This window comes from Enterobacter sp. PTB, assembly GCF_051130085.1.
Classification (GTDB): Bacteria; Pseudomonadota; Gammaproteobacteria; order Enterobacterales; family Enterobacteriaceae; genus Enterobacter; species Enterobacter ludwigii.
This window is the reverse complement of record NZ_JBDKEE010000023.1, coordinates 43,252-67,684: the sequence shown is the minus strand read 5'-3', so window position 1 is coordinate 67,684 and position 24,433 is coordinate 43,252. Positions and strand designations below refer to the sequence as shown.

The following is a 24,433-nucleotide window of genomic DNA, read 5'->3' as shown; positions in this document are numbered from 1 at the left end:
TCTATCATCGCCGGATTGAGGGAGCGTCAACAGACGTCGTTGCCGGGGCGCTTACGGCTGTTTTGTATGGGGCGCGCTGGTTGCGTTAGGTCTTGGTGCTCTTCTGGCGGTTTCAGAGATGGCTTACACTGTGCTCAAAGTTTGTGGCGCGGTCTACCTGAGCTGGCTGGGCTTACAACTGCTGATACGTCCTCGATCATCTTTCAGTGATGGTGATGGCAACAACGTTTCTCAGGGGAACTGGTTTATCAGAGGAATGCTGGGGAATGTGCTCAATCCCAAAATGGGCATTTTTTATGTCTCTTTTTTGCCGCAGTTCGTACCTGCCGGTCACTCACCTTTAATATGGACTTTTATCCTGGTCAGCATCCACGTAGCGATTGGGACTATATGGTCAGTCACTCTCATTTTATCCACGCATTTTGCATCAGCCGTACTGAAGAAAAGTCGCGTTGTCCGGGTGATGGACAGAGCAACAGGGGGCTTATTTTTATGCTTCGCGGCTAAACTTGCTATTAGCACGAGATAGCCTTGGGCTGGCTGGCAATGTCCGCTTCTGGCACAAAGCGGACCGACATAAGAGCCGCAAGGTTTGCTACGAGCGATAAGCGACCCCATAAACTTAAAATGAGTGCGGAGTAATGCCGCTATTTCAGGCCACTCCGTCGGCTGGCTTAACTCCCCCCACTTGAGATCCAGATATCGTTTTCTGCGGTGCGCTCCTGGGACCCTATCCTCTCTCCGCATCAGGTGTCCCCTGATGGAATACCAGTTTCCATTGCCCGCTCCCGGCCCGCTCCCAACACGAAGAACGCAAAGTCGGGCGAGTGCCGTCCGCATTGAATGTCCTGTAGTGCAATATCGTGACATCCTCTCTTATTTGGATGAGCTGAAAATCGCTGCTGAGAATGGTCGGGATAACTGTTTCGGCAGAAAGTGCCTCTATTGTCTGCGAACGATCGATCAACACACCTGATCGTGTCATTTCCCTGAACTGTTCGTGAAGTATCTGTTCAAGCCATTCACGATCGTTGCGCCTGCTGCCATGAAGCGTGCGCTCCAGCGTTTTCAACTGTTCCAGAAGCATGGCATTTACCCTCATTCAAATTCGACTGTCAGTTTCATGGCCATAAATGTTTTGCGGCAACTCGTCCGCCAGCATGTGAAGTGTCGTCTTCAGCCATTTGGTTGCCCCTCTCTGGCCACTGCGTTTATGCGAGTAAATCTTTACTTCAAACGGGCTTATGGTGAACGGCAATGAAAAAATCTGAATACTGGCAGCATGTTTCAGCTTCTCAGCTGCAAAACGGGGAATGGCCATTAGCAGGTCGCTTTCCGCAACGATAAACGGGGCACTCAGCATGGATGGCGTCTTAAGCGCTATCTGCCGCGTATACCCCAACTGCTCAAGCCGTAAATCCAGTACCCCCTGCTTTTCGTTCCAGGGGGTTATCACCAGATGCCGTGCGGCAAGATAATCTTCCAGCGTCAGCTGTGTTCGGCGGGTATTGCTGATGACAACATACTCATCCTCAAACCAGTTTATCTCGTCCAGTTCATTGTGGCGGATATCGTCGGGTGTACTGAATCCCAGCGCCAGATCCACTTCTCCTGCCAACAGTTCGTTCAGCGCCGGGCTGTGTGGCAAATAGCGTAAATCAAAGCGCAAGCCAGGCGCTTCCTGCTGCAGTCTCTGCATCAACGTCGGGAAAATGCACAACGCGGTAAAGTCCGTGATCGCAATCTGGATCCGCTCCGTGCTTTCGCAAGCCACGAACGCTGGTTGTACACTCAGCTCCTGATTGAGAAATTTCAGTGCTGATGCAATAGAGGGCGCGAGTTGGGTGGCATACACGCTTGGGCACATCCGGTGGCCTTCCCGGTAAAATAGCGGGTCATTGAGCGCAATACGCAGTCGGGACAGCGCGTGGCTCAACGCAGAGGTGCTCATCGCCAGTTCATCCGCGGCGAGGCGAACGGAACAGTGCCGATAAATGGCGTCAAAAATGAGCAACAGGTTTAAATCAAGACGTCGTAGCGCTGGATGCATAATATTCATCATGGGGTGATTTCATTGCACTTAATTCTTCTGACAATACCCCCTATGCTTAACGCCATCAATAACGATGCCTTGCAAAAAAGACAGGAAAACATATGAGTATCAGCCTTCGCCAGGCCCGCCCGGAAGATGCCTCCGCTATTTACGATATGATTTATGAGCTGGCGGTTTACGAAAAAGCCCCGCAAGAAGTGGTCACCACACCGGATGAGATTCGCGAAACACTCTTTGGCGACGGCAGCCATACCGAAGCATTAATCTGCGAGATTGAAGGGAAAATCGCCGGATACGCCGTGTTCTTCACCAGCTACTCCACATGGCTTGGACGTAACGGTATTTATATGGAAGATTTGTATATTTCCCCCGATTATCGCGGCAAGGGCGCGGGAAAAGCGATGCTGAAGAAAATTGCGCAATATGCCGTGGAACGGCGCTGCGGACGCCTTGAATGGAGCGTACTGGACTGGAACCAGCCCGCAATTGATTTTTACCTCAGCATTGGCGCATTACCTCAAAACGAATGGGTACGGTATCGCCTGGAGGGTAACGCGCTGTTGAACTTTGCCGAATAACGCGACCGTGATGCGGCAAATTGCAGATGCATGCTGCTTCTGTTGAGGGGCAGTCATGTTCGCGTTGAGGGGAGTATCAGGAACACATTGATCAGGCTTCGGGCCTGTTCAGCCGCGGCGCGTTCGTCGGTGGAGTATTTCTTCAACATAATGGTCAATGGCAATATTGTGCTCACGGCTCACGCGCGAAATGAATATGTGCAAAAGTGCCAGCGATGCATGGAGTGTGACTGCGACCAGATTGTCGAAGTCTTTCTGAGTGAAACGGTCATTCCCCTTCAGTGTCGAATGCTGGAGCAAGGTGTGGGTCGTGATCTCGAGGACGGCTCGCCTGTAATCACTCGACAGCAGGACATCCAGATCGGTCTGGCGAAGATCAAACGTGAAGTTAAAACTGACAAATCCGGAATCGACCGGCAAAGAGTAGGTCAGTCTGTCACCCTGTTGCTCAACGTACGGTTCATACCCCTCCCCCCTCAGCCGTTGCGCCTGCATATCGCCCTCTCTTCTCTTCCAGGCGCCAGGCACACGTGTTGACCAGGGAGCGTCACCGCAGGATTAAACAAGTGTTTCACCCGCTTTGATTGATTGACTGATAAAGGGCGCGGGCTTTCCAAAGAGATATCCTTGTGCCAAATCACACCCTAAACGTTGAAGGCATAACAGTTGATCATTGGTTTCAACGCCTTCAGCAATAATTACCATATCAAGGCATTTCGCCATGCCGACCATTAATTTTGCGATGGTCTGAGTTTCTTCATCCGTGGATATTGTTCGCACAAACGATTTATCGATTTTTATTTTATCAAAGCCTAACTGAATCAATCTTGAAAGGGAGGAATAGCCCGTACCAAAATCATCAATAGAGATTTTTATGCCCAGCACTCTGAGCGCCATAAGGATTTCGATGGGGGTTTCACTGTCGGTAAACAGCGAAGATTCCGTCACTTCCAGTTCGAGTCGGGTCGCGGGCAACCCCGTTTCGGCCAGTACTGCGCGTACTGTATCGACAAAATTCATACTGCTTAACTGCACCGGCGACACGTTGACAGAGATCCTTGCCGGCACCTTCCATGTCGTCGCTTCCTTGCAGGCGATTTCAAGCGCGGCTTTGCCTATCTCATGGATGAATCCCGTTTTCTCTGCTACCGAAATAAAATCATCCGGCGCAATGATGCCCTTAACGGGATGATTCCAGCGCAGAAGGGCTTCATAGCCATATATTTCAGTGGTGTACGAATCAACAATCGGCTGATAGTAAACGACCAACTCTTTATTTGCGACTGCCACTGATAAATCACGCTCCAGGGTTCTGCTTTCCTCGAGCTTTTGCAGCATGATGCGGCGAAACACTTTGATCATGTTTAAGCCTGCACGTTTAGCTTCATACAGAGCCAGATCGGCAAACTTATAAAGGTAATCTGAACGTCGTTCTAATTCTGAAACAACAATACCGACGCAGGTACCAATGGTGACGTTAGAGTTACCTATTATGTAAGGCTTTTTAATGCACTCACAGATTTCCATTGCCAGATTAACGGCACTTTCTTCTGTCAGCTCATGCGACAATAATGCAAACTCGTCGCCCCCGAGGCGATAGAATGTATTTGTTTCGTTGCTCATGGAGGATAACCGGTGCGCAACCTCACGCAATAACAGATCGCCGGCATCGTGACCAAAGCTGTCATTGACTTCTTTAAAGCGATCGAGATCAAACAACATGACCGTGACAGGCCTGTGTATGCGGCTCGCTATCGAGATGTTATTAATAAGATCATCCCAGAAATAAAGCCTGTTTTTAAGCCCCGTCAACGAGTCATGGTAAACGTCATACGCCAGTTTTTTATTCTGTTGCTGGAGTATTTCCTTCGATTTTTGGAGTTCATTTGCCAGGCTGGTAACCTGTCGGTGAGTTTTAAGTATCTTCCTGTTCTGGCAGACGTTTAAAACACCCAATATCGCACTTAAAATAATCAGCAGAACCGAAAGGCCTGAGTAGATACGATACAGCTTTTGTATATTCTGGTTTGTCTCGTTGATGGAGTTAACATCATTGGAGAGTGCACTGGATGAAAACTGGCTAAGGGAGGAATCAAGCGCATACATTTTCTCAAGATAATCAGCAAGTTGAGCGCGACTCATCCCTTCCAGATGATGATCAAGGTAATCAAGCGTTTCATGCAGGTTTTTTGCCAGTGCATTATGGCTTTTATTCGACTTTACATATTTCCCTAAATCGCCTTCTTTCAGTAACTCACGCTGGCTAAGCATGATCTCCAGCCGCATGCGGAGATCGTCCATGGTGATATCAGGATTATTGTCAGAATAACGGCTGATCCACGACTCCAGCCTGTAGTATTCTGAAACCATCTGAGAGACAGACCAGGAGTCCTTATAATGGTTGAGTTTTTGCAGATCCTCCTGCCGCTCATGCAAAAGAAATGAAATATACCCGGTTGTAATGAATAGGAAAAATATAATGCCTACCAGGATCCTGTTCATGCATTTCTCCAGATTATTACTCTACGACCATTTTGCTAATCTGCCATGCTGATCTCGAGTAATAGACCTGGTTATCCAACTCTTTGTTACTTTCATAAGGATAGACAATAAACAGAGGGCCCTTGTCGCGAACGCGCATATATTGGCCGTTCATTTTTATTGCAAGGATCACGTTATATTTTGTAAAGTCTTCAATGGGAATTTCAGTCGTATAATCATTGAGCGCGGTTACACTCAGAACAGTGCCTTTGGCGCCGACCAGTTCCATGAGTTTTTTCATGGGAATACCCTCAAAGCTTGTCTGGTCATTATACCATGGGTTACGGGTACGCATGGTAACGAGGCCGATTTTTTCCAGGCCAGCGATATCAAAGACTGCAGCGCCATTTTGATTACTGTTCTCGATTTTCCCGGAGATGGTTAACACGGGTTTCCCTTCAAGCTTAGGGAGTTCCTTCCCCCAGGAACAGGTCGAAATAATCAAGAAAAGTAGGGTGATTGCCATTCTCATGCGCGATGACTCCAATAAGGAAATAGGTATGTCTTGTCGTCTATTCTGACACAAATTGTTACCAGCCAACCAGATAAGACTCCAGGACGAAACGGTCCCGTTATACTCTCGTTTAACGGTCCATGACAGCCATCCCGACGTTGTTGCTTGCCGTATCGTCATTAACAAAGATTAGCCTTCAGACGTGTCCCTGTCTCCCTTTTACACCATGATAATATGAGACAGAGCAGGTTATTAAAATTGGACGAAGGCGGAATTTGAAAAAATTGTCGTTTCTAATCCCCCGTTGCGTCTTAAACGGTCAGAATTTGTGCGGAGTGGTCAATTATTGGTACGGAATACCCTCAGGAGAGGTGCACATTGCGCCCTTATAAGCAGGTTAAAAGAGCAATGTCGTGCTATCGAGCGATCAATCCGACACAAGAATATTGTCGATCACCGGCTGGACGATTTGCTGAAATACTTTCGCGTCGTTAAACGCGCGTGCGGCTAACATGGCACCATGTACCGTTGCCATTAACTGCCCCGCCTCGCTGGCGTGGGTTGACCGGACAGTAAAGCATTTTTCCCATTCTCCTCTCTCGAGCAACTCCGTCAGCCAGCCAGAGAGATCGGCGAAATGTCCCGTCACTTCCGAAGCGACTTCGGGCGGCAACGTCGGCAGTTCGGCGGCAAGCATCGCGCAGATACAAAATGGCGCGGAACCGTCCTGGATGCATTTGGCCCAATAATCGGCATAGGCCTGAAGTTCGGCAACCGGATTATTTAGCTGACGGCTTAATGCCTGCATTCCGGCGCGGGCCTCCTGGCGATACTCGCTCACGACGACCCTTACCAGCTCCGCCTTGCTTGAAAAATGGTGGTGAATACTCGCCTTGCGAATATTCACCTTTTCAGAAAGGTCGGCAAAACTGAAGCTTCGGTAGCCACCGGTGGTAAGCAATTGTCGGGTGAAAAATATAATGTCGTTTGCTTTCTGTGAACGTTCGGTGGACATAGCCGTAACCCATTGTCAGTATACAGATCAATAAGATATCAGAGAGCAGAGCGAAAACCTACCGACAGGCCGCCTTTACTGCCGCCGTCTGCCGGTCCCCGCCATACTGTCAAAGACGCCATCTCGCAGCACTAACGCATGAAAAAGCGCGGCCGCCAAATGCAGCATCACGGTAGCAAATAGCATCAACGCAACCAGAGAGTGCAGAGGCCGCAGAATGGCAAACCAGTCGTTATTCACCGGAACAATGGGTGGCAAAACAACCCCGCCCCCGAGGGTGATGGGGTACCCCGCCGCTGACTGCATTGCCCAGCCAATCAGGGGCTGAAGGAACATCATGAGGTATAACGCCCAGTGTGAGAGATGCGCTATCAGGCGCTGCCAGGCCGGTATGGAAGCCGGTAGCGAAGGGACGGAGGTATAAAACCTCAGCCATAGCCTGACCACCACCAGAACCAGAATCATCAGCCCCAGCGGTTTGTGGATCGCCACCAGCAGGGCATGTTTCGACGAAATAGTTGAAACCATCGCAATGCCGATAAACAGCATTGCCACGATAGCCGCTGCCATGAACCAGTGCAGAATGCGCAACGCCGGATGGAAATAAGCAACCTGTTTCATAAGCCAGCTCCTGACTGTCGGGACTGTTCACGGGTACGCGCATTGTAGGATTTGGCATAGGCCGCCGAGCGCGCATTCAGTAAAGGATCGTCCGAAGGTGCAATGCCATCGGGCAAAATCAGCGGATCGTAGTTGATGTCATTGCACGGACCGTTTTGCTGCGGTGTTGCACGCGTCAGCACGAGGATGCCGGCATTGATGGTTTGCCGATCTTCAGGCCAGACCTGGCTTGCATCGTTGCCCGGATCGCCCGGTTTAGCGACGGTAATCATCAGATCCCATTTCAGCGGCCCTTGCTTCAGGCGCTCTTCAAGATCGTGCTGCAGAAAATCTTTATCATTTTTATCCGCCTCGCTCATCGGCTGAGAGCCAATATGCGGCACCATACTCCAGCGGACCAGATGCTCTTTACCCGCTTTATCTATAAAGCGAAATGCATTCAGGCTATTAAAGCGATCGCTTGCCCAACTGGATGAAGGTACATACTGCTTTGCCCAGGCGAGGTAGGGTTGCATCTGAGGATGCGCGATCACAAACGCCTTAAGCTTATCGGGGTTGGGTTTACCGGTTGCCGGATCGGGCAGAGTCAGGTTTTGCAGCGCATAGAAGTCTTCAACGGTAGAGACCGGAAAGCGTGGCATCGCGTTCATGCCTGTTCGCCACTGCTCGCCGTTGCTCTGCCTGAATTGCAGCGCCATGCTGCGCACGGGAACGGCATAATCCGGCGCTTTTGGGTTACCCCCTGCGATGGCGAAACGGCCCGTAACCGGCGTTTCGCCAGGGGCAAATAGCGCTGCTCGCGATAACGAACTGACCTGGCCATTAGAGATAAAATCCCCCACTACGCACACGCCCTTCGCGTGATTGCGGCGAAAACCGGGATGTTCTCCACCCGATTTCTGCAATACCGAAACCAGTTTGTCAGACGTCAGACGATTGGGCGTCAGCCAGCCGCCTGACCAGAGAAACAGCGCTATCAAGACAAGGGGAATAATCGCGACCAGGCACAGGCGGACTATTTTTTGGCCGGTGGAAAGTGAAGTGTTCGTCATATTTTTGCTCACACAGTGAATACACAATCAAATACGCGAGAACGTATTCCTGAAAACATTAAGCACGTCTTTCGCTGCTGGCGTGATAACTCGCCCATTAAGACGCGCCACAGGATGAATGAAGCAGGATTTTTTTAACTGTAGCCCAGAGCCGCTCTTTATCTCTGTCACGTACTTTTTCATGCTGAATTTCTCGCATGAATGCCGCTTTATCAGCTCCGGAAAAGCCGCCCTCCGTTTTTAATTTCCGGGCGATACTGCGAAGCGTTGATTCATCGGCATGGGCAATTTTTGCTCTCACCGCAGAGAGCGGCATCGGTGTCCTCGGTGTGTCTTCTTCCATGAGCCAGTCGGCACAATGGAAATGCTGGATAGCCTTCGCAATGTTCATCTGCAGTTGAATGAAAGACCTGACGCTCTCTCTTTCCAGCCCTGACGCGTGGGCGACAGCAAAGGCTCTTTCAAGCACGTCCCGTTCCTGTTCAGGGTCGGCAATTGCCTGACCCTGCTGCGCCTTATACGCCGCAACCTCTTTCATCAGGCAAAAACGCAGGTTGATACTCATGCCAGGGCCGGAAAAAACCTCGGTCGCTGTCGTTGTTTCCGCAATGCCATCTCCCTGAATGGATGGCCCTGCCGCTAACTCATGCTTTTTCTCCATTACCGATCTCACTTATCGCATAGGTAAAAAAATAACGTTCTCAGGCCCGGATCCGGTTGGCTGGAAAGCGAGCGAAAACCAACCTACCAGTTGGTAGGTTTAGTGTCAATTTCATCACTCATTTTTTACTCAATGCTGGATGCCATGTTTGTTCGGAATGGTTTTCAAAAGAATTCGGGGTAAGACAGGCTGCCGAAACGGCGAGCGAGGGGGAACGAAGAAAGATGAACAGAACTCAGAAAAAACATGCGGGCAGGAATACTGCATCCTGCCCGCATACCGGCCATACGGTCATTCCACTCCCCCAGCAAAAAAAATCGTATGGCGAGTTATCTTAGGCGTGAACCATATCTGCACAATACTGAATGCCAATACCGAACGCTCCGCCATGTTTCTGGCTGATCGAAGTGGTCAGTTCGTAGGTTTCATGACGTGCCCAGTCACGTTGCAGTTCAAGCAGGTAAGTCAGGGCAGTAATCGGCTTTGCGCCAGCCTGAATCATGCGTTGCACAGCGCGTTCATGAGCTTCTGCACTCATGTCACCGCTGGCGTCTGTGACGATATAGACGTCAAAACCTTGCTCAATGGCAGACTGAACCGGACCATTCAGACAGACCGAGGTCCACAGACCTGCAAACACCAGGCGGTCGCGCTCCAGTTTGTTGACGGCATCAACAAAATTACCATCTTCCCATGCGTTGGAGGTGGATCGGTTAACATACGACGCGTCATCCGGGAAAACCGCTGAAACTTCAGGAAATACCGGGCCCGCAAAATCATGGCGTGAAATCGTCGAAACAAGGGTCGGAATATTAAACCCCTTACCTGTTTCCGCGAGGACTGCGGTATTTTGTCTCAGCAGGCCGATATCAATATTTTTCACATTGAACGCCATCTGGCTCTGGTGATCCAGCAGGATCAGCGCATGGTTTTCCGGGCTTAACAGATTTCTGGCCGCTGCAGGTGTTGCTACAATCGTCATAATAATTTCCGCGATGTTTGTTTAAATTTATCAGTGTATTAAGGACCTGATTCGTGAACTCGGGAAAACTATACAAAACGAAATATTCTTTTGTCCGTTCATTTTTGCAAAGGGCTTATTGCAAAAATGAACGCTGTGAAATATTAATGAATTTTATATGAAAAAAGGAATTAACATGTTTGTCCGAATATTCTCTTTCTGTTCTCTGCTAAATAGTGGGAACAGTGATTCATAAATTCCCTTATTTTTGCTGATTTCCTCACATCAGGATGCGCGAGCAGCCAAATGTCTTCACCCAGTCCCTCCACGATGGGGCTAATCTGAGCCAGTTTATCTATCTGATTGCCATGCATGCAGGGTAACAAACCGATCCCAATCCCGCTTGAGATAGCCGACGCAACACTGAGAACGGAGTCGCCGCGAAAGGTGATATTTTTCTCGGGAATATTTTTTTCAATCCACAGAAAGGCGTTTAACTTAGACATTGCGTAATGGAAGGAGACCCAGCGATGCTCCGTGAGCGCCATAGCATTGACTTGCTTTTTTTCCCATTGTTCACGTAAACCATACACTGCCCAGAACGCCGATCCCACCTTACGGCCGGAAAGATGCTCCGGAATGTCTCTGGTGGCTCGAAACGCGATATCCGCCCCGCCATCGAACAAATTGACGGATTCATTTCCTGTCGAGACCTGAAAGGTAATGTGGGGATTTACCCGGCTAAATGACGCGATCAGCGGGTTAAGGTAATCCTGCAAAAGGGCATCCGACGTGGTGACCCTTATCTCCCCCGAAAAACCGCATTCATCCTCTTCAATGTTCTGTAGAACATAGTGGATATCCTCTTCAATGCGGTGTCCCAGGGCGATCAGCGCGGTTCCGGCTTTTGTCGGAACGTAGTGGGTGCGGCGACGCAGAAAGAGGGCTAATGCCAGCGACGTCTCAATGGCCCCCAACCGACGAAACAAGGTGGAATGATTGATGCCCAGAGCATCTGCGGCGCGTGACAGATTACCGTGCTCACCTATAGCCATAACGGTTTTCAAATCATCCCAGGAAAAGTTCTGGGAGGTCATTTTCTTCATACTCTTTAAATCCAAATATCTTATCGGCAGGCCAGCTGTAAAAATTGCTGGCGGATGCGCTCGGCAATGGCATTGACCACCGCCGCACTCTCATCAGTCGGATCAATATCAACCCGGAAGGGACGTTTCCCGCAGGTGTATTGACGATATTGACTATTGCCTGCGCGGCATGACCGTGCAGGCCTCATCGCTCATTTACCCCGAAAGCGTATGCATCCGCCTGTCGGGGGGATTAGGCGAAGCCACCGTTTACACGAATAACCTGCGAGTTGATCCAGCTCCCGTCCGGACCGGCGATCATCGCTACTGCGCTGGCGATCTCTTCTGGGGTACCGATGCGCTCGAGCGGGGCCAGTTTTGCAACGGCCGCAACCTGCTCTTCGCTCTTACCGTTAAAGAAGAGCTCAGTCCCGGTGGGGCCCGGAGCAACGGCATTAACGGTGATATTTCTGCCCCGCAGTTCGTTTGCCAGCACGTGTACAAGCCCTTCCACGCCTGCTTTTGAGGCGATATAGGGACCATAAGCCGGGAAGGATTTGGCGATCACGCTCGTCGAAAGGGCAATGATTCTGCCGCCTTCACTCACGGTTTCAGCAGCATTTGCCAGCACCAGAAATGCGCCACGCAGGTTGGTATGAATGACACGATCAAAATCGTGAAGACCGGCAGGGGTAATCTTCGCCATTGGCATGATCCCCGCGCTGTGCACCACCACATCCAGTCTGCCGGTAACCGCTTTCGCTTGCTGGAACAAGTGGCTGACATCCGCTTCGCTGGCAACATCAGCCTGAATCGCCGTCGCACGGCCACCTCTAGCAACGATGCTCTGCACGGTTTGCTCAGCCGCCTCGGCATTACCTGCGTAATTCACGATAGTGGTAAAACCGTCCCGCGCGAGACGCTCAGCAATGGCGCGGCCGATACCACGGGAACCGCCCGTAACAAGGGCGGTTTTATTGACTTTGTCCATCGTTCTCTCCGGTTTCAGTGAAAGGGGTCTGAATGGAGATATTAATGTTTTAGCGGGAGAGATAAATGGGTGATATTTGATAACATAATTCCATTATCGTTAATAATCGCCTTCAGGATCCGTGATGGATAAATTTGATACCATGCTGCTCTTCACCCGCATTGTAGAGCTTCAAAGCTTCAGTCAGGCCGCGGACCAGCTAGGGATCCCCAGAGCGACGGCCAGCAATGCAATAAAAAGCCTGGAGAAAAACCTGGAGTGTCGTCTGCTGGAGCGGACGACCAGACACGTGCGGGCCTCGCTGGATGGCGAGGCATTTTATGAACGCTGCGTGCATATTCTTTCTGAACTGGACGATGCGGAGTCTTCCCTGCGTCATTCCGGCGTAAGGCCACAGGGGATTTTGCGCGTGAATCTTCACGGGGCCCATGCGACCCGCATTGTACTGCCCCGTATTGACGAGTTTCACGCCCGCTATCCCGCCATCAGGCTGGTTATCAGCAGTGGGGATCGTCTGGTCGATCTGATTCGGGAAGGCGTTGACTGCGCCGTACGCGCGGGCAAGCTCTTTGATTCATCATTAATTGCCCGGCCTTTAGCCCAGATGCCTCAGGTTATCTGCGCCAGTCCGGACTATCTTCGTAAGCACGGCCGACCGATGACCCCTGACGATCTGCTTTCTCACCAGAGCGTCAATTTCTTTTCCACCAGCCGGGGTAAGAATTACCCTCTGGAACTCATTGTTAACGGTAAAGAGAAAAGCTATCCGACCAAAGGCTGGATGACTGTGAATGACGCAGAAAATTACGTTATTTGCGCGTTGCGTGGATGTGGGCTGGTTCAGCTTCCACGTTATCATGTGGACGATGCCCTTCGGGATGGCCTGCTACAGGAAGTGTTAAGCGACTGGAAAAGCCCGGCCATGCAACTTTCGGCTATCTATCCACAGCACCGACAGCTGTCTCCCCGTGTCCGGATTTTTGTAGACTGGCTGGTTTCTCTCTACCGGGAACGCTTTGAGGTGAACGCTTAATGGCTGCGTAAACCGTCGCTCACGTTGACGGCGCCGCGGGATCGGCAAGCATCGCATCGGCGATATCCAGCATAACCCGCAGGCGATCCATATGCCGGAGGTCAGAGTGATACCCTACCCATATATCTTTGGACGGCGGTGGCTCCGGCATGCTGATAGCCGCTAAGCCGGTGATGGCATCACCAAGCGGGCGCGGTAACACGGCGATGCCCATTCCACGCTGGCACATCTGTGCCTGTACGGCCCGGCTGGTACTGGTGAACACACGTCGTGACTGGGGGAACCTGTCGAGCAGCCAGGCGACGTCAGAGAAGTGGGATTGTGCCGTGTTCATCAGAATAAGCCCCACTGCGGCCGGATCGTGTCGGGCGATATCGGCGATTTCCGGCGTTCCATATAGCGCATAGGGGATGCGCATCAGGCGGCGCTGGACAATATCCGGTTCGGTAAAGGGAACGATGCGAAACGCAATGTCGGCATCACGCCGCGACAGGTTAAGTAAGCGGTAGCTTGCGATAAGCTCCGGCACAATCGCCGGATGGCGGCGCGTCAGTTCCTCCAGGACCGGTGCGAGAACATAGTTGGCAAACCACTCTGCTGAAGAGATCCGCAATATCCCTTCAAGACGTTCGTGATTACCGGCGAGACGCCGCTCCATCGCCAGCGCGGAGTTTTCCATCGCTTCTGCCAGCTTCAGCACCCTGTCGCCGGCGTCGGTCAGAACCAGACCATCCTGTGTCCGGCGAAATAGCGCTTGCTGCGCCTCTTCCTCAAGCGCCTTTATCCGGCGACCAATCGTCGGATGGCTCACACCCAGGCTTCGTGCCGCCTCGCCGAAAGAGCCCTTACGCATAACTGCAAGAAATACCCGGACGTCGCCCCATTCCATGCCAGTGTCTCACCGTACAAAAATGAACATTGAATATACAAAAGTGGCAGTTCCAAAACAACTTTGTCGATATCACTATAGCGTCCTCACCCCCCAGTCAGGAAATGAATGACATGTACAAATTAAAAGACAAAGTGGCGATTGTAACCGGTGGTTCCAAAGGCATCGGAGCCGGGATTGCCCGTCAACTGGCGGCTGACGGCGCGAAGGTCATTGTCAATTACGCGTCAGGCAAAAGTAGTGCTGATAACGTCGTTGCCGATATACAGGCTGCCGGCGGGCAGGCGGTAGCGGTCGCGGCGGATGTCACCCGCCAGGCTGAGGTTGAGGCGCTGGTTAACGCGGCCATCGACATTTTCGGGCGGCCGGACATTGTGGTGAACAACGCCGGCATTTATGAGTTCGCCCGCATTGAAGAGAGCACAGAGGCACTCTACCGCAGACAATTCGACATCAATGTTCTGGGCCCGCTGTTAATGTCCGGCGCTGCTGCGCCGCATCTGAATAAAGGCAGTAGCATCATTAACATCAGTTCGTTCGTCACCCGCGTCTTTATCGCCGAGAGTGCCATCTACAGCGGCACCAAAGGGGCGATCGATGCTATTACCGGGGTACTGTCACGAGAACTCGGCCCCCGGGGAATTCGCGTCAACGCGGTCAACCCTGGCCTTATCGAAACGGAAGGCAGTCATAGTGCAGGCGCGATGAACTCGGACTTCCAGACATGGAATGAAAAACAGACCCCACTCGGCCGCATCGGTCAGGTGCAGGATGTTGCGCCGATCGTCTCATTTCTCGCATCAGACGATGCGGGATGGATCACCGGTGAGGTGATTCTTGCCTCTGGTGGCATGCGCTAACGCCCTGCCTCTCAATCTCTGCACATAACCGTTACCTGTGGAGTGTTCCATGTCGCCCCCTATCCTCCCGCAAGCCGAGCCGCGTCGCTGGGCAATGTTTGTCATCCTGCTGGTTGGCGCATTTTTGCCCCCACTCGATTTTTTTATCGTCAATGTTGCGCTGCCTGCTATTCAGGACGAGCTGAGCGCCTCTTCCTCTGCTGAACAGCTGGTCATTTCGTCCTATGCAGCCGTGTATGCCGTAACCTTAATTACCGGCGGCCGTCTGGGTGATATTTATGGTCGTGGGAAGATGTTTTTTATAGGGCTTATCGGTTTTGCGGCGGCATCGCTGCTGTGCGGTTTAGCCTGGTCACCATGGGTACTAATTAGCGGACGCGTGTTACAGGGTGCTACGGCCGCGATTATGGCGCCTCAGGCACTGGCTTCCGTACAGGCCATTTTTCCGGAAGCGGAAAAACCGTTCGCGTTGAGTATCTATGGCGCTGTATTTGGCCTGGCCTCGGTTATCGGGCAGGTAGTGGGCGGTATCCTGATCTCAGCGGATCTGTTTCACCTGGGATGGCGGGCTATTTTTCTCGTTAACTTGCCGGTGGCGCTGCTGGTCATTCTCTTCGGATTGCCACTGGTGAAAGAGACGCGTGCGCCATCCGCACAACGACTGGACCCGGTCGGCATGTTACTGGCGACCGCCACGTTGAGTGCGCTGATTGTGCCGTTAATTGAAGGCCGTGAAGCGGGATGGCCCTGGTGGACATGGCTGTCATTTCTGGCTGTCCCGCTGCTGGCGTCGCTGTTATGGCGTTATGAGCGTCGCCTTAGCCAGAACGGCGGTTCGCCTCTGCTTGATCCGGCCGTGTTACGCGCACCGGGGCTGGGCCAGGGGCTGGCGATCGTTTTGCTGTTTTATTCTATCGGGGCCTTCTTTCTTTTGTTCTCCGTTTATCTACAAGAGGCGTTGCAGTTAAACGCCCTGACTGCGGGCCTGCTTTTTCTGCCTTTTGGCGTGGGTTTTCTGATCGGTCCGTTGCTAACACCTTATCTGAGGCGTTTTGTCGGCAATTACCTGAGCGCAATCGGGATGGGATGCGAGACGTTGGGGTTAGCAGGCCTGGCAGGGTTGATTGCCCATACTATGACGGGTAGCGCACCGTCCATGCTGCCACTCGCCGTATTGCTTTTTATCACCGGCCTCGGCCAGGGACTGGCGATGCCGACGCTGGTCCGGATGGTGACAGGCCGCGTTGCACCGGCGTTTTCAGGCATGATTGCCGGGGTAACCAGCTCGACACTCCAAATCAGCACTGCACTGAGCGTCGCCGTCATCGGTGGCATTTTTTACAGCATGCTGGACACCGGCAGAAGCGGTGCAAATATTACGCATGCCTTTATCGTCGCCCTTCTGGCGATGGCGATATGCCTGGCCACGGGTGCCGCGCTAAGCATCCGACTTATCCGGCAGGCCTCCGGTTTATTTTCTGCTGCGAGCGGCGCGTCTATCAAGTAACGTAACAAACAATCAACTGGCTGAGGCGTGAACAACCTTGCCCATGTTCCTCCCCAGCGTGCCGTTTACCCGTAGCAGGTACTCCTGCATCAACCTGAGAAAAAATCATGAAAAAATCGATAGTCCCTGAAGAATTCCAACACTATTTCGATGACTGGCACTTCTCCCCCGTTATCGAAGCAGATGGCACGGTGTATCTCTCTGGTGTTACCGCGGCACGGAAGGACAAACCGATAAGTCAGCATCCGGAAGAACAATTCCATGATGCGTTTTATAAGCTTGGTGTTTATTTGAAAGCCGCAGGCTTAGGGTATGAAAATATTCTTGAGATGACCACTTTTCATATTGATCTAAAAAAACATATAGACGTTTTTTCTAAAGTGAAAGATGAATATGTAAAGGCACCCTACCCGGCGTGGACTGCCATAGGCGTATCAGCGTTCATTCCAGAAAATGCGCTGGTGGAAATGCGGATTGTGGCTAAAAAATAGTGCCACCGTGTGTCCCCAAACCACCCCAGGCACGAACCGGATCGACTTAAGCGCCGCAAGGTCTGCTACGAACAAACGGCAGACCTCGACGAGACGACAATGTCTTCATCAACTGCAATAGGCTATGTTTACAGATTCAGAAACCCTGGCAATGGCACTGCGGCCAGAAAATGGGACTTGCCGATGAATGCAGAGAACCTTCCTGTGGTACTTATCCCGGGATTTATGCTTGATGAAACACTGTGGGACGATTTTATCACCGCATTTCCCGAGCGCAGGCTCTTTATACCTGCGAGCCTGGGCCAGGGAACCACAATCCAGGATATTGCCGCTAATATAGTCCAGAAACTACCGGAGCGTTTTGTGCTGGCCGGCTTTTCGCTAGGTGGTTATGTTGCCAGAGCTATTTATGAGGCTTTTCCGGAACGGACAGCGGCGATGATCCTCATTGCCACGTCTCTCCGAGAGGATTCGGCAGAACAGATAAATACCCGTGTTGCTGCAGCGAATATCAATTCCTCCAGAGACTTTAGTGGGCTGAGCACAACGGCCATTAGAAAATCACTTCATGCTGATCTCGCCAGTAATACGGCCATCATTGAGAAAATCCGTAATATGGGAAAAAGGCTGGGAGCCGATGTATTCAGAGTCCAGTCAGGGCTAAACCGCGAGCGAATAACGTTAAAAACCATTTCATGCCCGACCTATGTTATTGCAGCGAAACATGATCGGCTGCGTTCAACAGAAGAGGCAGAAGAACTCGCCAGGCTAACCGGAACCTGTGTAGATTATGTCGACGGTTGTGGACATCTTATTCCTCTGGAAAAACCGGATGAATTGGCCCAGCGTGTGTCCAGATGGCTCGATAAAACAGGCCTTTAAAATAACGTTGATGCAAACAGAGTCCCCCTATTCTCTGCGAATCAAACGCCAGGACGTTTTTCTTAGATGTCTGCTTCTGGCCTCTGCTACGCATTTTCGGCTATCGGAGTTGGGAAATCGACAGTGACCAGGAGCCCGCCTTCTGCAGACGTACACAGGCCTACGCTGCTGTTGTGTTGCTGCGCAACCGCGTTGACGATGGCTAGCCCCAGTCCACTCCCGCTTTGCATCTGGTTGGGGTCGCGAAAAAAACGGTCGAACACTCGCTCCCTCAATTCAGGCCGAATACCGGGCCCGGCATCTGAGACACGAAGCTGCGTGGATTTATCCCGCGATCGTAGCTCTACTTCAACCCGTCCGCCCTCAGGGCTGTACTTGACTGCGTTCTCAATCAAATTGTCAATCAGCGACATCAGGCGCTCCCTGATGCCTGTGATCCAGACTTCATCATCAGAGACGAATTCAAGCTCTATCCTGCGCTCCGTAGCCAGCGGTTCCAGTGCAGCCATTCGCTCCTGAATGAGCGTCGTCAGCGGCACTGGCTGCATAACGGTATCAATACGTGCTTCACTGTGCATCATCAGCAACAATTGATTGACGAGTCGGGCAGCCCGGCTGTTGCTGCGAATAATCCCCGCCAGTAATTCCTGTTGAGTTTCATTGCTTACATACGACTGCAGCGCCTCCACGTTGATTCGCATTGCAGCCAGAGGAGTACGCAGCTCGTGAGCGGCATCAGCAATGAAAATCCGTTCCCTTTCCGCGCTTTCGCGCACCCTGGCAAGAAACACGTTTATCGCGTCCACCATTTGACGAAGCTCCCTGTGTTTTGGCATGGCTTTTAATGGAGAGAGATCGTCTGGCGTTCGCAAGGATATTTCATTTACGACCTTGCTCCAGGGCCGCATTGCAATGCGAATTGACAGCCACGCGGGAAATAAAAGAAAAGGAATGCATACCAGTAGCGGCAATATGTAATAGCCACGCGAGTTCAGGTAGATAAAGAAGTTCCATCCTCCGGCAGGCGTCACAAGTGTCACCTCCACATCGGAGTTCCCGGATTTTAGCGTACGGCTGGTCCAGGTGCGCCCCTCACTCTCAATGCGCTGTAATTCCCCCAGTTGGGTGTTTACGACTCCTGTTGGTGCGCCATCAGATGAATAAATTATCTCGTTATGTTTGCGAATAATGAGGCTGATTGACAGTTCGGGATCTTCACCTCCGCCATATCCTTCCCGCAACGCCTTACTGAACGTGTTCAGCACATCGGTGCGTTCCTGCGGGCGATCGTCCATACTGTCCACCAGCGTAAAAAGGGTTTCGTAGGTCTTACTGCCCGTTAATATCGGGGGGCTACGCAAGTCCTCCCACAAAACAAAAGTCAAAAAAAGACACCACAGCAAGGTCAGCAGCAGCATCTGGGCGATGATGATTCGCCGAACGAGCGTGGGGAGTCTCAGGGTGCGCCAGATATTTCGCATCAATCACCGCCTTTGTAGATCGGTACAGTATCAATGACATACCCCACCCCTCTCACCGTTCGCACATAACCGTCCCCGATTTTTCGACGCAAATTCCCCATATGCACGTCGAGAGCATTACTCAGATTTTCTTTGGTGCCGAAGATTCTTTCTTCCAGAAAACGTCGTGTAAGCACGCGGTCAGCGCGCAACATTAACGTTTCAAGCAGCGCGTATTCACTTGCCGTCAACTCCACGTGACGGGCACTCACCGTCACGCGACGCGTTGGCACATGCAGAGATAATCCTCTGATTTCTATCGCCTCATTCTGAAAACCGTAACTGCGTCGCGCAAGCGCTCTTACCCTGGCCAACAACTCGGCGAGAATAAAAGGTTTAACAAGGTAATCGTCTGCACCGGCATCCAGCCCGCACAGGCGATCCTGTAGCGTGCCTCGCGCAGTCAGGATGATGACAGGGATCCCCTTGAACTGTTGCCGCAAGCAGGTCATCAGGCCCATGCCATCGCCATCAGGCAGTCCCAGGTCGAGCAATATCAGTTCTGGCACGCAAGCATCAAGCTGATGCAGCGCATCCTCTTTGCGGCGAACCCATATGACATCAAATCCTTGATCTGCAAGGGCGATCCGCACGCCATTGCCCAGATCCAGGTCGTCTTCGATTAGTAGAATTTTCACATTGGTTACGGTATCAACAGTGAATGAAGAACGTCTTAAGAAAAAAACGGTTTCGATAAATCTATCAGGTTTACTGCAGCGGTACTTGCTTCAGCGTTTCTTCATTTTCGGCTCATAAGAACCTTAGGGTGCGTATTCAAACTGAGAAAACTGGCGTGAATAACCGCTTGTATCGTCATCATTTGAATCCACAAGGACTTCTTTAATGAGAAACATCGCAGTGCGTCATCAGTTTCCTCCTTTGCTCCTGCCTCGCAGCCTGAAAAAAATAGTGCCGGGAGTCGTTCTGGCGTTTCTGACCACCCCGACACTGGCGGCAAAACAGAACCAGGGTAACGTGTTGACCCTGGGGGGAGGTGTGGATATTACGCCTCGCTATTCTGGTTCGGATAAAAACCGCGCCACTACAGCATTAGTGCTTGATTACTCCATGGCAAATGGCGTCTTTATCAGCACCACGCGGGGTATCGGTTACGGTAACAGTGTCGGTAAACTGGAGTACAACGCTGCGCTGAGCTACCGCGCTGGTCGCAAGGATCGTGACGTGAACAGCGATTCAATAAGCTCCGGCAGTGACGACTTGCGGGGTATGGGTGATGTCAAAGGATCGGCCATCATTGTGCCCGGACTGGGGTATAAGGTGACCGACTGGCTGAGTGTGCAATTGCAGGCTGAAGTGCCGGTTTCTGAAAGAAACAACGGTGAGGCCCTGCATTTCGGGATTATCAGCCCGCTTTATACATCACCGAAAAATTCCCTGACGCTGGCGCTGACCACCAGTTGGGGATCCAGCAAATACATGCAGACATACTACGGGGTGAATGCCGCACAGTCAGCAGCATCGGGGTTTTCCCGACATGATGCTGGATCCGGTATTTATGCTTATTCGCTGAATGTGGACTGGACCCACAAGCTCACCCCAGACTGGAGCGTAGCTGTCGCAACAGGTATTACGCAGTTGACGGGAGATGCAGGCAATAGCCCCATTGTTCAACGAAAAACGTCGCCCACGGGAAGTTTGAAAGTGACGTACAGCTTCTGATCGTGATGGGATGAGTGCTTCCCGACGACTTCTCGCGCTGAACTCTCAATAATATGTTTTCGTTCCGCCCCTGTCAGATAACGGGGCGGCACTCAACACGCCCTGATGCCCCCCTGACTCGGGGCATCAGAATCAATGATGCACTCTGGCGATCAGGCAGCTTTAACGGCTCTGATTTTCTTACTGCCAGCCGCATCTGGCTCTGGGTTATCTGTGGCAGTGGCGGCATTGAGATCGGGAAGCTTGCTGGTACGCAGAATATGCTGCACGGCCTCTTTCTGCTCGGCGAGATACAGCCCAAGATTTTCAGCCTGCGTTTCATCCATCTGCATGCCGCTTTGCAACAGCCAGTCGGTGAACGCTTCTGCCATGTCGAGCAGTTTGTCGTGAGCGTCAGCCTCTTTTTTACTGGCAAATGTCATTTTCTCTTCACCTTTTCGTACGACAACGTATTTTGTTTCAACAGCCATTATGCACCTCTCATACTGTATTTATATACAGTATAGCATTTCCAGAATTGTGTTGCAGTCAAATTGTACTTTCGTTTTAGCCCGAGCCCGCAGACCACTGTGTCAGTAGCGCATGCAGTTTGGCTGGCTCCAGCGGCTTACGCAACACCAGGTAGCCTTCCTGCTCCGCTTCCAGCAAAACCGGCGAGTTAAACTCCCCGCTGACCATCGCGCCGCTCATGTCGGGCAGACGTTCGAAAAGTGCTTTCAGGATGTCGAACCCGCTTTCGCCGGATCGCAGGCGCTGGTCGCACAGTACAGCAAATGGCGTGAAACCGTCGTCAATGATGGCAAAAGCGTCTTCGGCCGAGGCCGCGCAGCGCACGTTAATCCCCCAGAGGCTCATCAGGCTTTCCCAGGCGGACGTCACCAGCGGATCGTCGTCAACGATCAGGCAGGAGCCATGCAGTGGCGCATAGCGTACCGGTGTAGCGATGTTGTCACCGGCGGGCAGTGGATCCACCGCTTTCACGTCACCCGTGTATTGCGTAAAGCGCATCCAGAAGCGTGAACCTTTGCCTTCAATGGAGTGCATTCCATACTTCACGTTCATCAGCTTGGCACAGCGGGCAACCACCGCCAGGCCCAGCCCGTGCCCTGCGCTGTCGATCTTCCATGCCAGCTCGGGGCGGTAGTAAGGCGAGAAGATTTTGCTTTTTTCGTCGTCGGCAATCCCCACCCCGGTGTCCCATACTTCCACCAGACACTCGACACCGCGCGGACGGATGGCAACCAGCACACCGCCCTGTTGCGTATAGCGAAGGGCATTTTGTATCAGGTTAATCAAGGACTGACGCACCAGCAGCGGGTCCCCCATCACGAAGAGGCGACGTTTGGGCCGCCAGGTTCGCAGCCGCAGTGCGCGACTGTTGGCCTCTTCGCGAAACAGGGTGATCACCGAGTCGAGAAGCGTGCCGATGTCCACGCGTGTAGGGGCGGTCATCACATTGCCAGATTCAATTTTGCTGAGATCGAGCAGGGAATTGAACATCAGGTGCACCGAACGAACGCTCTGTTGCAGGTCAAGCAGCTGTGGCGTCAGGCTGTCGTCCTGGTTTCTGTGGATAATGGCTTCGATCAAAAAGCCCATGGCATGCACTGGCTGGCGCAGATCGTGGCTGGCGGTCGTCAGGAACTGATTTTTATCGAGCAACGCCTGTTCCGCTTCTTCTTTGGCCTGCCGGAACTGCTCCGCCAGGCGTGAGCTTTGCTCTTCCAGCAGTGCTTGCTGGATAAAGAACGCGTGGGACGTTAACGCATGGCGGTAGATTGCGAAGCCGTACAGCAGGTTCAGCATCAGCACGATGAACATCAGGTCATCCAGTCGCAGGATGATACCGAGAGTCAGAACTCCCCAGGAGGCAAAGAAAAACCGTGTGAAGGTGCTGATGACCGGCGTCAGATGCGTCGCATTGGCAGCGACAATAGCGGCAATGCTGATATTAAGGAGCAGGAAAAAGTCAAAATTCTGCGTCTGCGGGGTAATTAAATAGAGTGATGAAATCCCCAGCCCGTGAAAAAAGGCCACCTTATTAATGCGCGGAAGCCAGCGTCGCAGGACGGCCTCATCATCATTTTCTTTAACCTCTTGCTGATAGCGCCGATGCACTATTCGGATCGCCACAGCACAGAGCAAGTAAATTATTATCCAGGTGATGGTTGGACCCAGATCGTCCCCCAGCAAATGGATCCAGATAGCGAAAGGAATGCCGACAAAAGGCACAGCGCTAAAGCTGAATACCAGCCGCAGAAATGTATTATTCAGCAGGCGAATTTGCGCGGGGGGAGAGATGCCATCGTTCTGGGAACCCTGGAAAAACCTCATTCCGACGGCTCCCGTTTGCCATGCAGTAGCGTGATGGCTTCCACCCGACTGTTAACGCCTATCTTTTTCAGAATATTGCTGATGTGTTCTTTTACCGTGGGCTCAGAAATAGAAAGCTGGGCGGCAATTCTTTTATTTGGCAGGCCGCGCATAATCATATTCAAAACATCAATTTGCCGCGGCGTTAAGTTAAATTTACTTAACTGCTCATTATTCGTCTTAACGGCACATTCGTTTGCACAAGGAAACCATGTCAGATTATCCGCCAGGGCAAAAACGGCCCGTGAGAATAATTCAGGAGGTTCGCTTTTCAATACGAAACCGTGTCCTCCGGCCGTATGCACTTTCTGCCAGATATCGTTATTTTCATCCCCACTGACGACCAGGAGGCGCACCTGAGGGTAACGTTGTTTCACTTCTTTGAGTAATTTCAACGCCGTACCGGAAGATAGCCAAAAATCGATTACCAGTAAACGTGGCGGGCCATTTTCCCTAATATGACGGTAGCAATCTTCTTCATTCGTCACGACATACGCCTGTTTGAACCGGCAATGTGTAATCAGAAAATTGGCGATGCCGCTTGCTACCAATGGATGATCATCAACGACCAACGCATAATTCTGCCCCAAAGGAATCTCCTTTCACCTTCGCGTATCTGAGAGTACAGATGAATTATTATCGACCCACCCTACTTTAGGAGGGTTTTTTCAATTAGGAAAGAGAAATATATTACCCACTGATTTGGGTAATAGAAAACATAAATACAATCAGTGATTTTAACTGGTTGGATATAAAGGATAATTTATGAAAAGACCACTAATCGCTTTAACCGTTACGTTGATGCTAGCCGGTTGTTCCACCCTGAAAACCGATCAGGCTATTCCACTGCTGCAGGCGGAAACCGCTAAAATGCTGGGGCTGGGCTCGTCGGACGAAATAACGGTGACCAACGTGAATGGTGCCCAGCCGGATGCGTTGGGCGGCCAAAAACTTTCTTATCGCGCCACGACAGAAAAAGGGCGAATTTTCGATTGCTCATCAATGATGATGCCTGGAATTTTAGGATCTGCGCCGACGCTAAGCGCGCCGACCTGTACGCCGGTTGTCACGCATAAATAATTTCCTCAATACCAAAAGGCGTACAAATAATAACGCCTTTTAAATTTCCCGACACATTTGAGTTTCATATAAAAACGATTTTCCAGACATCATGCTAATGAGTACG

The 24,433-nt window shown here is 51.6% G+C and carries 26 protein-coding genes and 1 pseudogene; 9 read left to right on the top strand and 18 right to left on the bottom strand.

The features are described from left to right. Positions 1–55 precede the first annotated feature (55 nt). A pseudogene (locus AAIR21_RS22075) lies at positions 56–529 on the top strand (LysE family translocator); the annotation flags it as partial. A 201-nt stretch (positions 530–730) separates the two neighbouring features. On the opposite strand, the gene AAIR21_RS22070 reads toward AAIR21_RS22075, so the two are convergent. Beyond that, the gene (locus tag AAIR21_RS22070; RefSeq protein ID WP_183516552.1) at positions 731–1,087 is read right to left on the bottom strand and encodes a DUF4440 domain-containing protein; all 357 of its coding nucleotides are present in this window, start codon (positions 1,085–1,087) and stop codon (positions 731–733) included. Positions 1,088–1,102: 15 nt separating this feature from the next. Then, on the bottom strand, positions 1,103–2,062 hold the full coding sequence (locus tag AAIR21_RS22065) for a LysR family transcriptional regulator (RefSeq protein ID WP_183516553.1): 960 nt from the start codon (positions 2,060–2,062) through the stop codon (positions 1,103–1,105). A gap of 92 nt (positions 2,063–2,154) precedes the next feature. On the opposite strand from AAIR21_RS22065, the gene AAIR21_RS22060 reads away from it, so the two are divergent. After that, positions 2,155–2,631 (top strand): GNAT family N-acetyltransferase, encoded by a 477-nt coding sequence (locus tag AAIR21_RS22060; protein ID WP_014169039.1) that lies wholly within the window; start codon positions 2,155–2,157, stop codon positions 2,629–2,631. Between the two features lie 108 nt (positions 2,632–2,739). Here the strand turns inward: AAIR21_RS22060 and AAIR21_RS22055 are convergent, their stop codons facing one another. The 10 genes from AAIR21_RS22055 to AAIR21_RS22010 all read right to left on the bottom strand — a co-directional run bounded on the left by AAIR21_RS22055 (position 2,740) and on the right by AAIR21_RS22010 (position 12,012). Next, the gene (locus AAIR21_RS22055) at positions 2,740–3,126 is read right to left on the bottom strand and encodes a hypothetical protein (protein ID WP_183516554.1); all 387 of its coding nucleotides are present in this window, start codon (positions 3,124–3,126) and stop codon (positions 2,740–2,742) included. A gap of 63 nt (positions 3,127–3,189) precedes the next feature. Then, positions 3,190–5,133, bottom strand: a complete 1,944-nt coding sequence (locus tag AAIR21_RS22050) for a putative bifunctional diguanylate cyclase/phosphodiesterase (RefSeq protein ID WP_032677628.1) — start codon at positions 5,131–5,133, stop codon at positions 3,190–3,192. Positions 5,134–5,149: 16 nt separating this feature from the next. Further along, entirely contained in the window at positions 5,150–5,644 is a 495-nt protein-coding gene (locus tag AAIR21_RS22045; RefSeq protein ID WP_020885054.1) for a molybdopterin-dependent oxidoreductase, read from the bottom strand. 409 nt (positions 5,645–6,053) lie between these two features. Continuing rightward, positions 6,054–6,641 carry a TetR/AcrR family transcriptional regulator gene (locus tag AAIR21_RS22040; RefSeq protein WP_183516555.1) on the bottom strand — a complete coding sequence of 196 codons (588 nt, stop codon included), beginning with the start codon at positions 6,639–6,641 and terminating at the stop codon, positions 6,054–6,056. 75 nt (positions 6,642–6,716) lie between these two features. After that, positions 6,717–7,262 carry a cytochrome b gene (locus AAIR21_RS22035; RefSeq protein WP_014169034.1) on the bottom strand — a complete coding sequence of 182 codons (546 nt, stop codon included), beginning with the start codon at positions 7,260–7,262 and terminating at the stop codon, positions 6,717–6,719. Beyond that, entirely contained in the window at positions 7,259–8,314 is a 1,056-nt protein-coding gene (locus AAIR21_RS22030) for a catalase family peroxidase (protein ID WP_410379976.1), read from the bottom strand. Before AAIR21_RS22030 ends, AAIR21_RS22035 begins: the two co-directional genes overlap by 4 nt. Before the next feature lie 97 nt (positions 8,315–8,411). Further along, positions 8,412–8,975, bottom strand: a complete 564-nt coding sequence (aroQ, locus tag AAIR21_RS22025) for a gamma subclass chorismate mutase AroQ (RefSeq protein ID WP_183516557.1) — start codon at positions 8,973–8,975, stop codon at positions 8,412–8,414. 334 nt (positions 8,976–9,309) lie between these two features. Beyond that, entirely contained in the window at positions 9,310–9,957 is a 648-nt protein-coding gene (locus tag AAIR21_RS22020; RefSeq protein WP_183516558.1) for an isochorismatase family protein, read from the bottom strand. 170 nt (positions 9,958–10,127) lie between these two features. Then, entirely contained in the window at positions 10,128–11,042 is a 915-nt protein-coding gene (locus tag AAIR21_RS22015; protein WP_049022504.1) for a LysR family transcriptional regulator, read from the bottom strand. Between the two features lie 232 nt (positions 11,043–11,274). Beyond that, the gene (locus AAIR21_RS22010; RefSeq protein WP_183516559.1) at positions 11,275–12,012 is read right to left on the bottom strand and encodes an SDR family oxidoreductase; all 738 of its coding nucleotides are present in this window, start codon (positions 12,010–12,012) and stop codon (positions 11,275–11,277) included. Positions 12,013–12,136: 124 nt separating this feature from the next. Between AAIR21_RS22010 and AAIR21_RS22005 the strand changes: the two genes are divergently transcribed. After that, the gene (locus tag AAIR21_RS22005) at positions 12,137–13,045 is read left to right on the top strand and encodes a LysR family transcriptional regulator (protein ID WP_020885062.1); all 909 of its coding nucleotides are present in this window, start codon (positions 12,137–12,139) and stop codon (positions 13,043–13,045) included. A gap of 19 nt (positions 13,046–13,064) precedes the next feature. Here AAIR21_RS22005 and AAIR21_RS22000 read toward each other — a convergent pair whose 3' ends face one another. Further along, positions 13,065–13,934 (bottom strand): LysR family transcriptional regulator, encoded by an 870-nt coding sequence (locus AAIR21_RS22000; RefSeq protein WP_020885063.1) that lies wholly within the window; start codon positions 13,932–13,934, stop codon positions 13,065–13,067. Positions 13,935–14,047: 113 nt separating this feature from the next. Between AAIR21_RS22000 and AAIR21_RS21995 the strand changes: the two genes are divergently transcribed. The 4 genes from AAIR21_RS21995 to AAIR21_RS21980 all read left to right on the top strand — a co-directional run bounded on the left by AAIR21_RS21995 (position 14,048) and on the right by AAIR21_RS21980 (position 17,674). Next, positions 14,048–14,794 carry a glucose 1-dehydrogenase gene (locus AAIR21_RS21995; RefSeq protein WP_183516560.1) on the top strand — a complete coding sequence of 249 codons (747 nt, stop codon included), beginning with the start codon at positions 14,048–14,050 and terminating at the stop codon, positions 14,792–14,794. 49 nt (positions 14,795–14,843) lie between these two features. Then, positions 14,844–16,301: an MFS transporter gene (locus AAIR21_RS21990; RefSeq protein WP_183516561.1), complete on the top strand. Its 1,458-nt coding sequence runs from the start codon at positions 14,844–14,846 to the stop codon at positions 16,299–16,301. Between the two features lie 107 nt (positions 16,302–16,408). Further along, on the top strand, positions 16,409–16,792 hold the full coding sequence (locus AAIR21_RS21985; protein WP_020885066.1) for a RidA family protein: 384 nt from the start codon (positions 16,409–16,411) through the stop codon (positions 16,790–16,792). A gap of 99 nt (positions 16,793–16,891) precedes the next feature. Beyond that, positions 16,892–17,674: an alpha/beta fold hydrolase gene (locus AAIR21_RS21980; protein WP_434682344.1), complete on the top strand. Its 783-nt coding sequence runs from the start codon at positions 16,892–16,894 to the stop codon at positions 17,672–17,674. Positions 17,675–17,760: 86 nt separating this feature from the next. Here the strand turns inward: AAIR21_RS21980 and AAIR21_RS21975 are convergent, their stop codons facing one another. Both AAIR21_RS21975 and AAIR21_RS21970 read right to left on the bottom strand, forming a co-directional pair. Further along, on the bottom strand, positions 17,761–19,155 hold the full coding sequence (locus AAIR21_RS21975) for a sensor histidine kinase (protein WP_068795127.1): 1,395 nt from the start codon (positions 19,153–19,155) through the stop codon (positions 17,761–17,763). Further along, complete coding sequence (locus AAIR21_RS21970) at positions 19,155–19,832, bottom strand: response regulator (protein WP_020885069.1); 678 nt, start codon at positions 19,830–19,832, stop codon at positions 19,155–19,157. The genes AAIR21_RS21975 and AAIR21_RS21970 overlap by 1 nt, the downstream gene beginning before the upstream one ends. A 205-nt stretch (positions 19,833–20,037) precedes the next feature. Between AAIR21_RS21970 and AAIR21_RS21965 the strand changes: the two genes are divergently transcribed. Then, positions 20,038–20,874, top strand: a complete 837-nt coding sequence (locus tag AAIR21_RS21965) for a MipA/OmpV family protein (RefSeq protein WP_183516564.1) — start codon at positions 20,038–20,040, stop codon at positions 20,872–20,874. 152 nt (positions 20,875–21,026) lie between these two features. Here AAIR21_RS21965 and AAIR21_RS21960 read toward each other — a convergent pair whose 3' ends face one another. The 3 genes from AAIR21_RS21960 to AAIR21_RS21950 all read right to left on the bottom strand — a co-directional run bounded on the left by AAIR21_RS21960 (position 21,027) and on the right by AAIR21_RS21950 (position 23,837). Continuing rightward, positions 21,027–21,344 (bottom strand): YebG family protein, encoded by a 318-nt coding sequence (locus AAIR21_RS21960; RefSeq protein ID WP_014169017.1) that lies wholly within the window; start codon positions 21,342–21,344, stop codon positions 21,027–21,029. Between the two features lie 76 nt (positions 21,345–21,420). After that, positions 21,421–23,208, bottom strand: coding sequence for a hybrid sensor histidine kinase/response regulator (locus tag AAIR21_RS21955; RefSeq protein WP_025204730.1), 1,788 nt, complete (start codon positions 23,206–23,208; stop codon positions 21,421–21,423). Beyond that, positions 23,205–23,837, bottom strand: a complete 633-nt coding sequence (locus AAIR21_RS21950) for a LuxR C-terminal-related transcriptional regulator (protein WP_040016872.1) — start codon at positions 23,835–23,837, stop codon at positions 23,205–23,207. The genes AAIR21_RS21955 and AAIR21_RS21950 overlap by 4 nt, the downstream gene beginning before the upstream one ends. 175 nt (positions 23,838–24,012) lie before the next feature. On the opposite strand from AAIR21_RS21950, the gene AAIR21_RS21945 reads away from it, so the two are divergent. After that, positions 24,013–24,327 (top strand): lipoprotein, encoded by a 315-nt coding sequence (locus AAIR21_RS21945; protein WP_014169014.1) that lies wholly within the window; start codon positions 24,013–24,015, stop codon positions 24,325–24,327. The last annotated feature ends 106 nt before the right edge of the window (positions 24,328–24,433 follow it).

Excerpts from the sequence above, each read along its gene's own strand:
- AAIR21_RS21995 (WP_183516560.1), top strand. The coding sequence starts at position 14,048 with ATGTACAAATTAAAAGACAAAGTGGCGATTGTAACCGGTGGTTCCAAA.
- AAIR21_RS22050 (WP_032677628.1), bottom strand. The coding sequence starts at position 5,133 with ATGAACAGGATCCTGGTAGGCATTATATTTTTCCTATTCATTACAACC.
- AAIR21_RS21985 (WP_020885066.1), top strand. The coding sequence starts at position 16,409 with ATGAAAAAATCGATAGTCCCTGAAGAATTCCAACACTATTTCGATGAC.
- AAIR21_RS22065 (WP_183516553.1), bottom strand. The coding sequence starts at position 2,062 with ATGATGAATATTATGCATCCAGCGCTACGACGTCTTGATTTAAACCTG.
- AAIR21_RS22015 (WP_049022504.1), bottom strand. The coding sequence starts at position 11,042 with ATGAAGAAAATGACCTCCCAGAACTTTTCCTGGGATGATTTGAAAACC.
- AAIR21_RS21955 (WP_025204730.1), bottom strand. The coding sequence starts at position 23,208 with ATGAGGTTTTTCCAGGGTTCCCAGAACGATGGCATCTCTCCCCCCGCG.
- AAIR21_RS22070 (WP_183516552.1), bottom strand. The coding sequence starts at position 1,087 with ATGCTTCTGGAACAGTTGAAAACGCTGGAGCGCACGCTTCATGGCAGC.
- AAIR21_RS22000 (WP_020885063.1), bottom strand. The coding sequence starts at position 13,934 with ATGGAATGGGGCGACGTCCGGGTATTTCTTGCAGTTATGCGTAAGGGC.
- AAIR21_RS22060 (WP_014169039.1), top strand. The coding sequence starts at position 2,155 with ATGAGTATCAGCCTTCGCCAGGCCCGCCCGGAAGATGCCTCCGCTATT.
- AAIR21_RS21980 (WP_434682344.1), top strand. The coding sequence starts at position 16,892 with ATGTCTTCATCAACTGCAATAGGCTATGTTTACAGATTCAGAAACCCT.
- aroQ (WP_183516557.1), bottom strand. The coding sequence starts at position 8,975 with ATGGAGAAAAAGCATGAGTTAGCGGCAGGGCCATCCATTCAGGGAGAT.
- AAIR21_RS21960 (WP_014169017.1), bottom strand. The coding sequence starts at position 21,344 with ATGGCTGTTGAAACAAAATACGTTGTCGTACGAAAAGGTGAAGAGAAA.
- AAIR21_RS22020 (WP_183516558.1), bottom strand. The coding sequence starts at position 9,957 with ATGACGATTGTAGCAACACCTGCAGCGGCCAGAAATCTGTTAAGCCCG.
- AAIR21_RS22040 (WP_183516555.1), bottom strand. The coding sequence starts at position 6,641 with ATGTCCACCGAACGTTCACAGAAAGCAAACGACATTATATTTTTCACC.
- AAIR21_RS21990 (WP_183516561.1), top strand. The coding sequence starts at position 14,844 with ATGTCGCCCCCTATCCTCCCGCAAGCCGAGCCGCGTCGCTGGGCAATG.
- AAIR21_RS22030 (WP_410379976.1), bottom strand. The coding sequence starts at position 8,314 with ATGACGAACACTTCACTTTCCACCGGCCAAAAAATAGTCCGCCTGTGC.
- AAIR21_RS21945 (WP_014169014.1), top strand. The coding sequence starts at position 24,013 with ATGAAAAGACCACTAATCGCTTTAACCGTTACGTTGATGCTAGCCGGT.
- AAIR21_RS22005 (WP_020885062.1), top strand. The coding sequence starts at position 12,137 with ATGGATAAATTTGATACCATGCTGCTCTTCACCCGCATTGTAGAGCTT.
- AAIR21_RS22035 (WP_014169034.1), bottom strand. The coding sequence starts at position 7,262 with ATGAAACAGGTTGCTTATTTCCATCCGGCGTTGCGCATTCTGCACTGG.
- AAIR21_RS22055 (WP_183516554.1), bottom strand. The coding sequence starts at position 3,126 with ATGCAGGCGCAACGGCTGAGGGGGGAGGGGTATGAACCGTACGTTGAG.
- AAIR21_RS22010 (WP_183516559.1), bottom strand. The coding sequence starts at position 12,012 with ATGGACAAAGTCAATAAAACCGCCCTTGTTACGGGCGGTTCCCGTGGT.
- AAIR21_RS22045 (WP_020885054.1), bottom strand. The coding sequence starts at position 5,644 with ATGAGAATGGCAATCACCCTACTTTTCTTGATTATTTCGACCTGTTCC.
- AAIR21_RS21965 (WP_183516564.1), top strand. The coding sequence starts at position 20,038 with ATGAGAAACATCGCAGTGCGTCATCAGTTTCCTCCTTTGCTCCTGCCT.
- AAIR21_RS21975 (WP_068795127.1), bottom strand. The coding sequence starts at position 19,155 with ATGCGAAATATCTGGCGCACCCTGAGACTCCCCACGCTCGTTCGGCGA.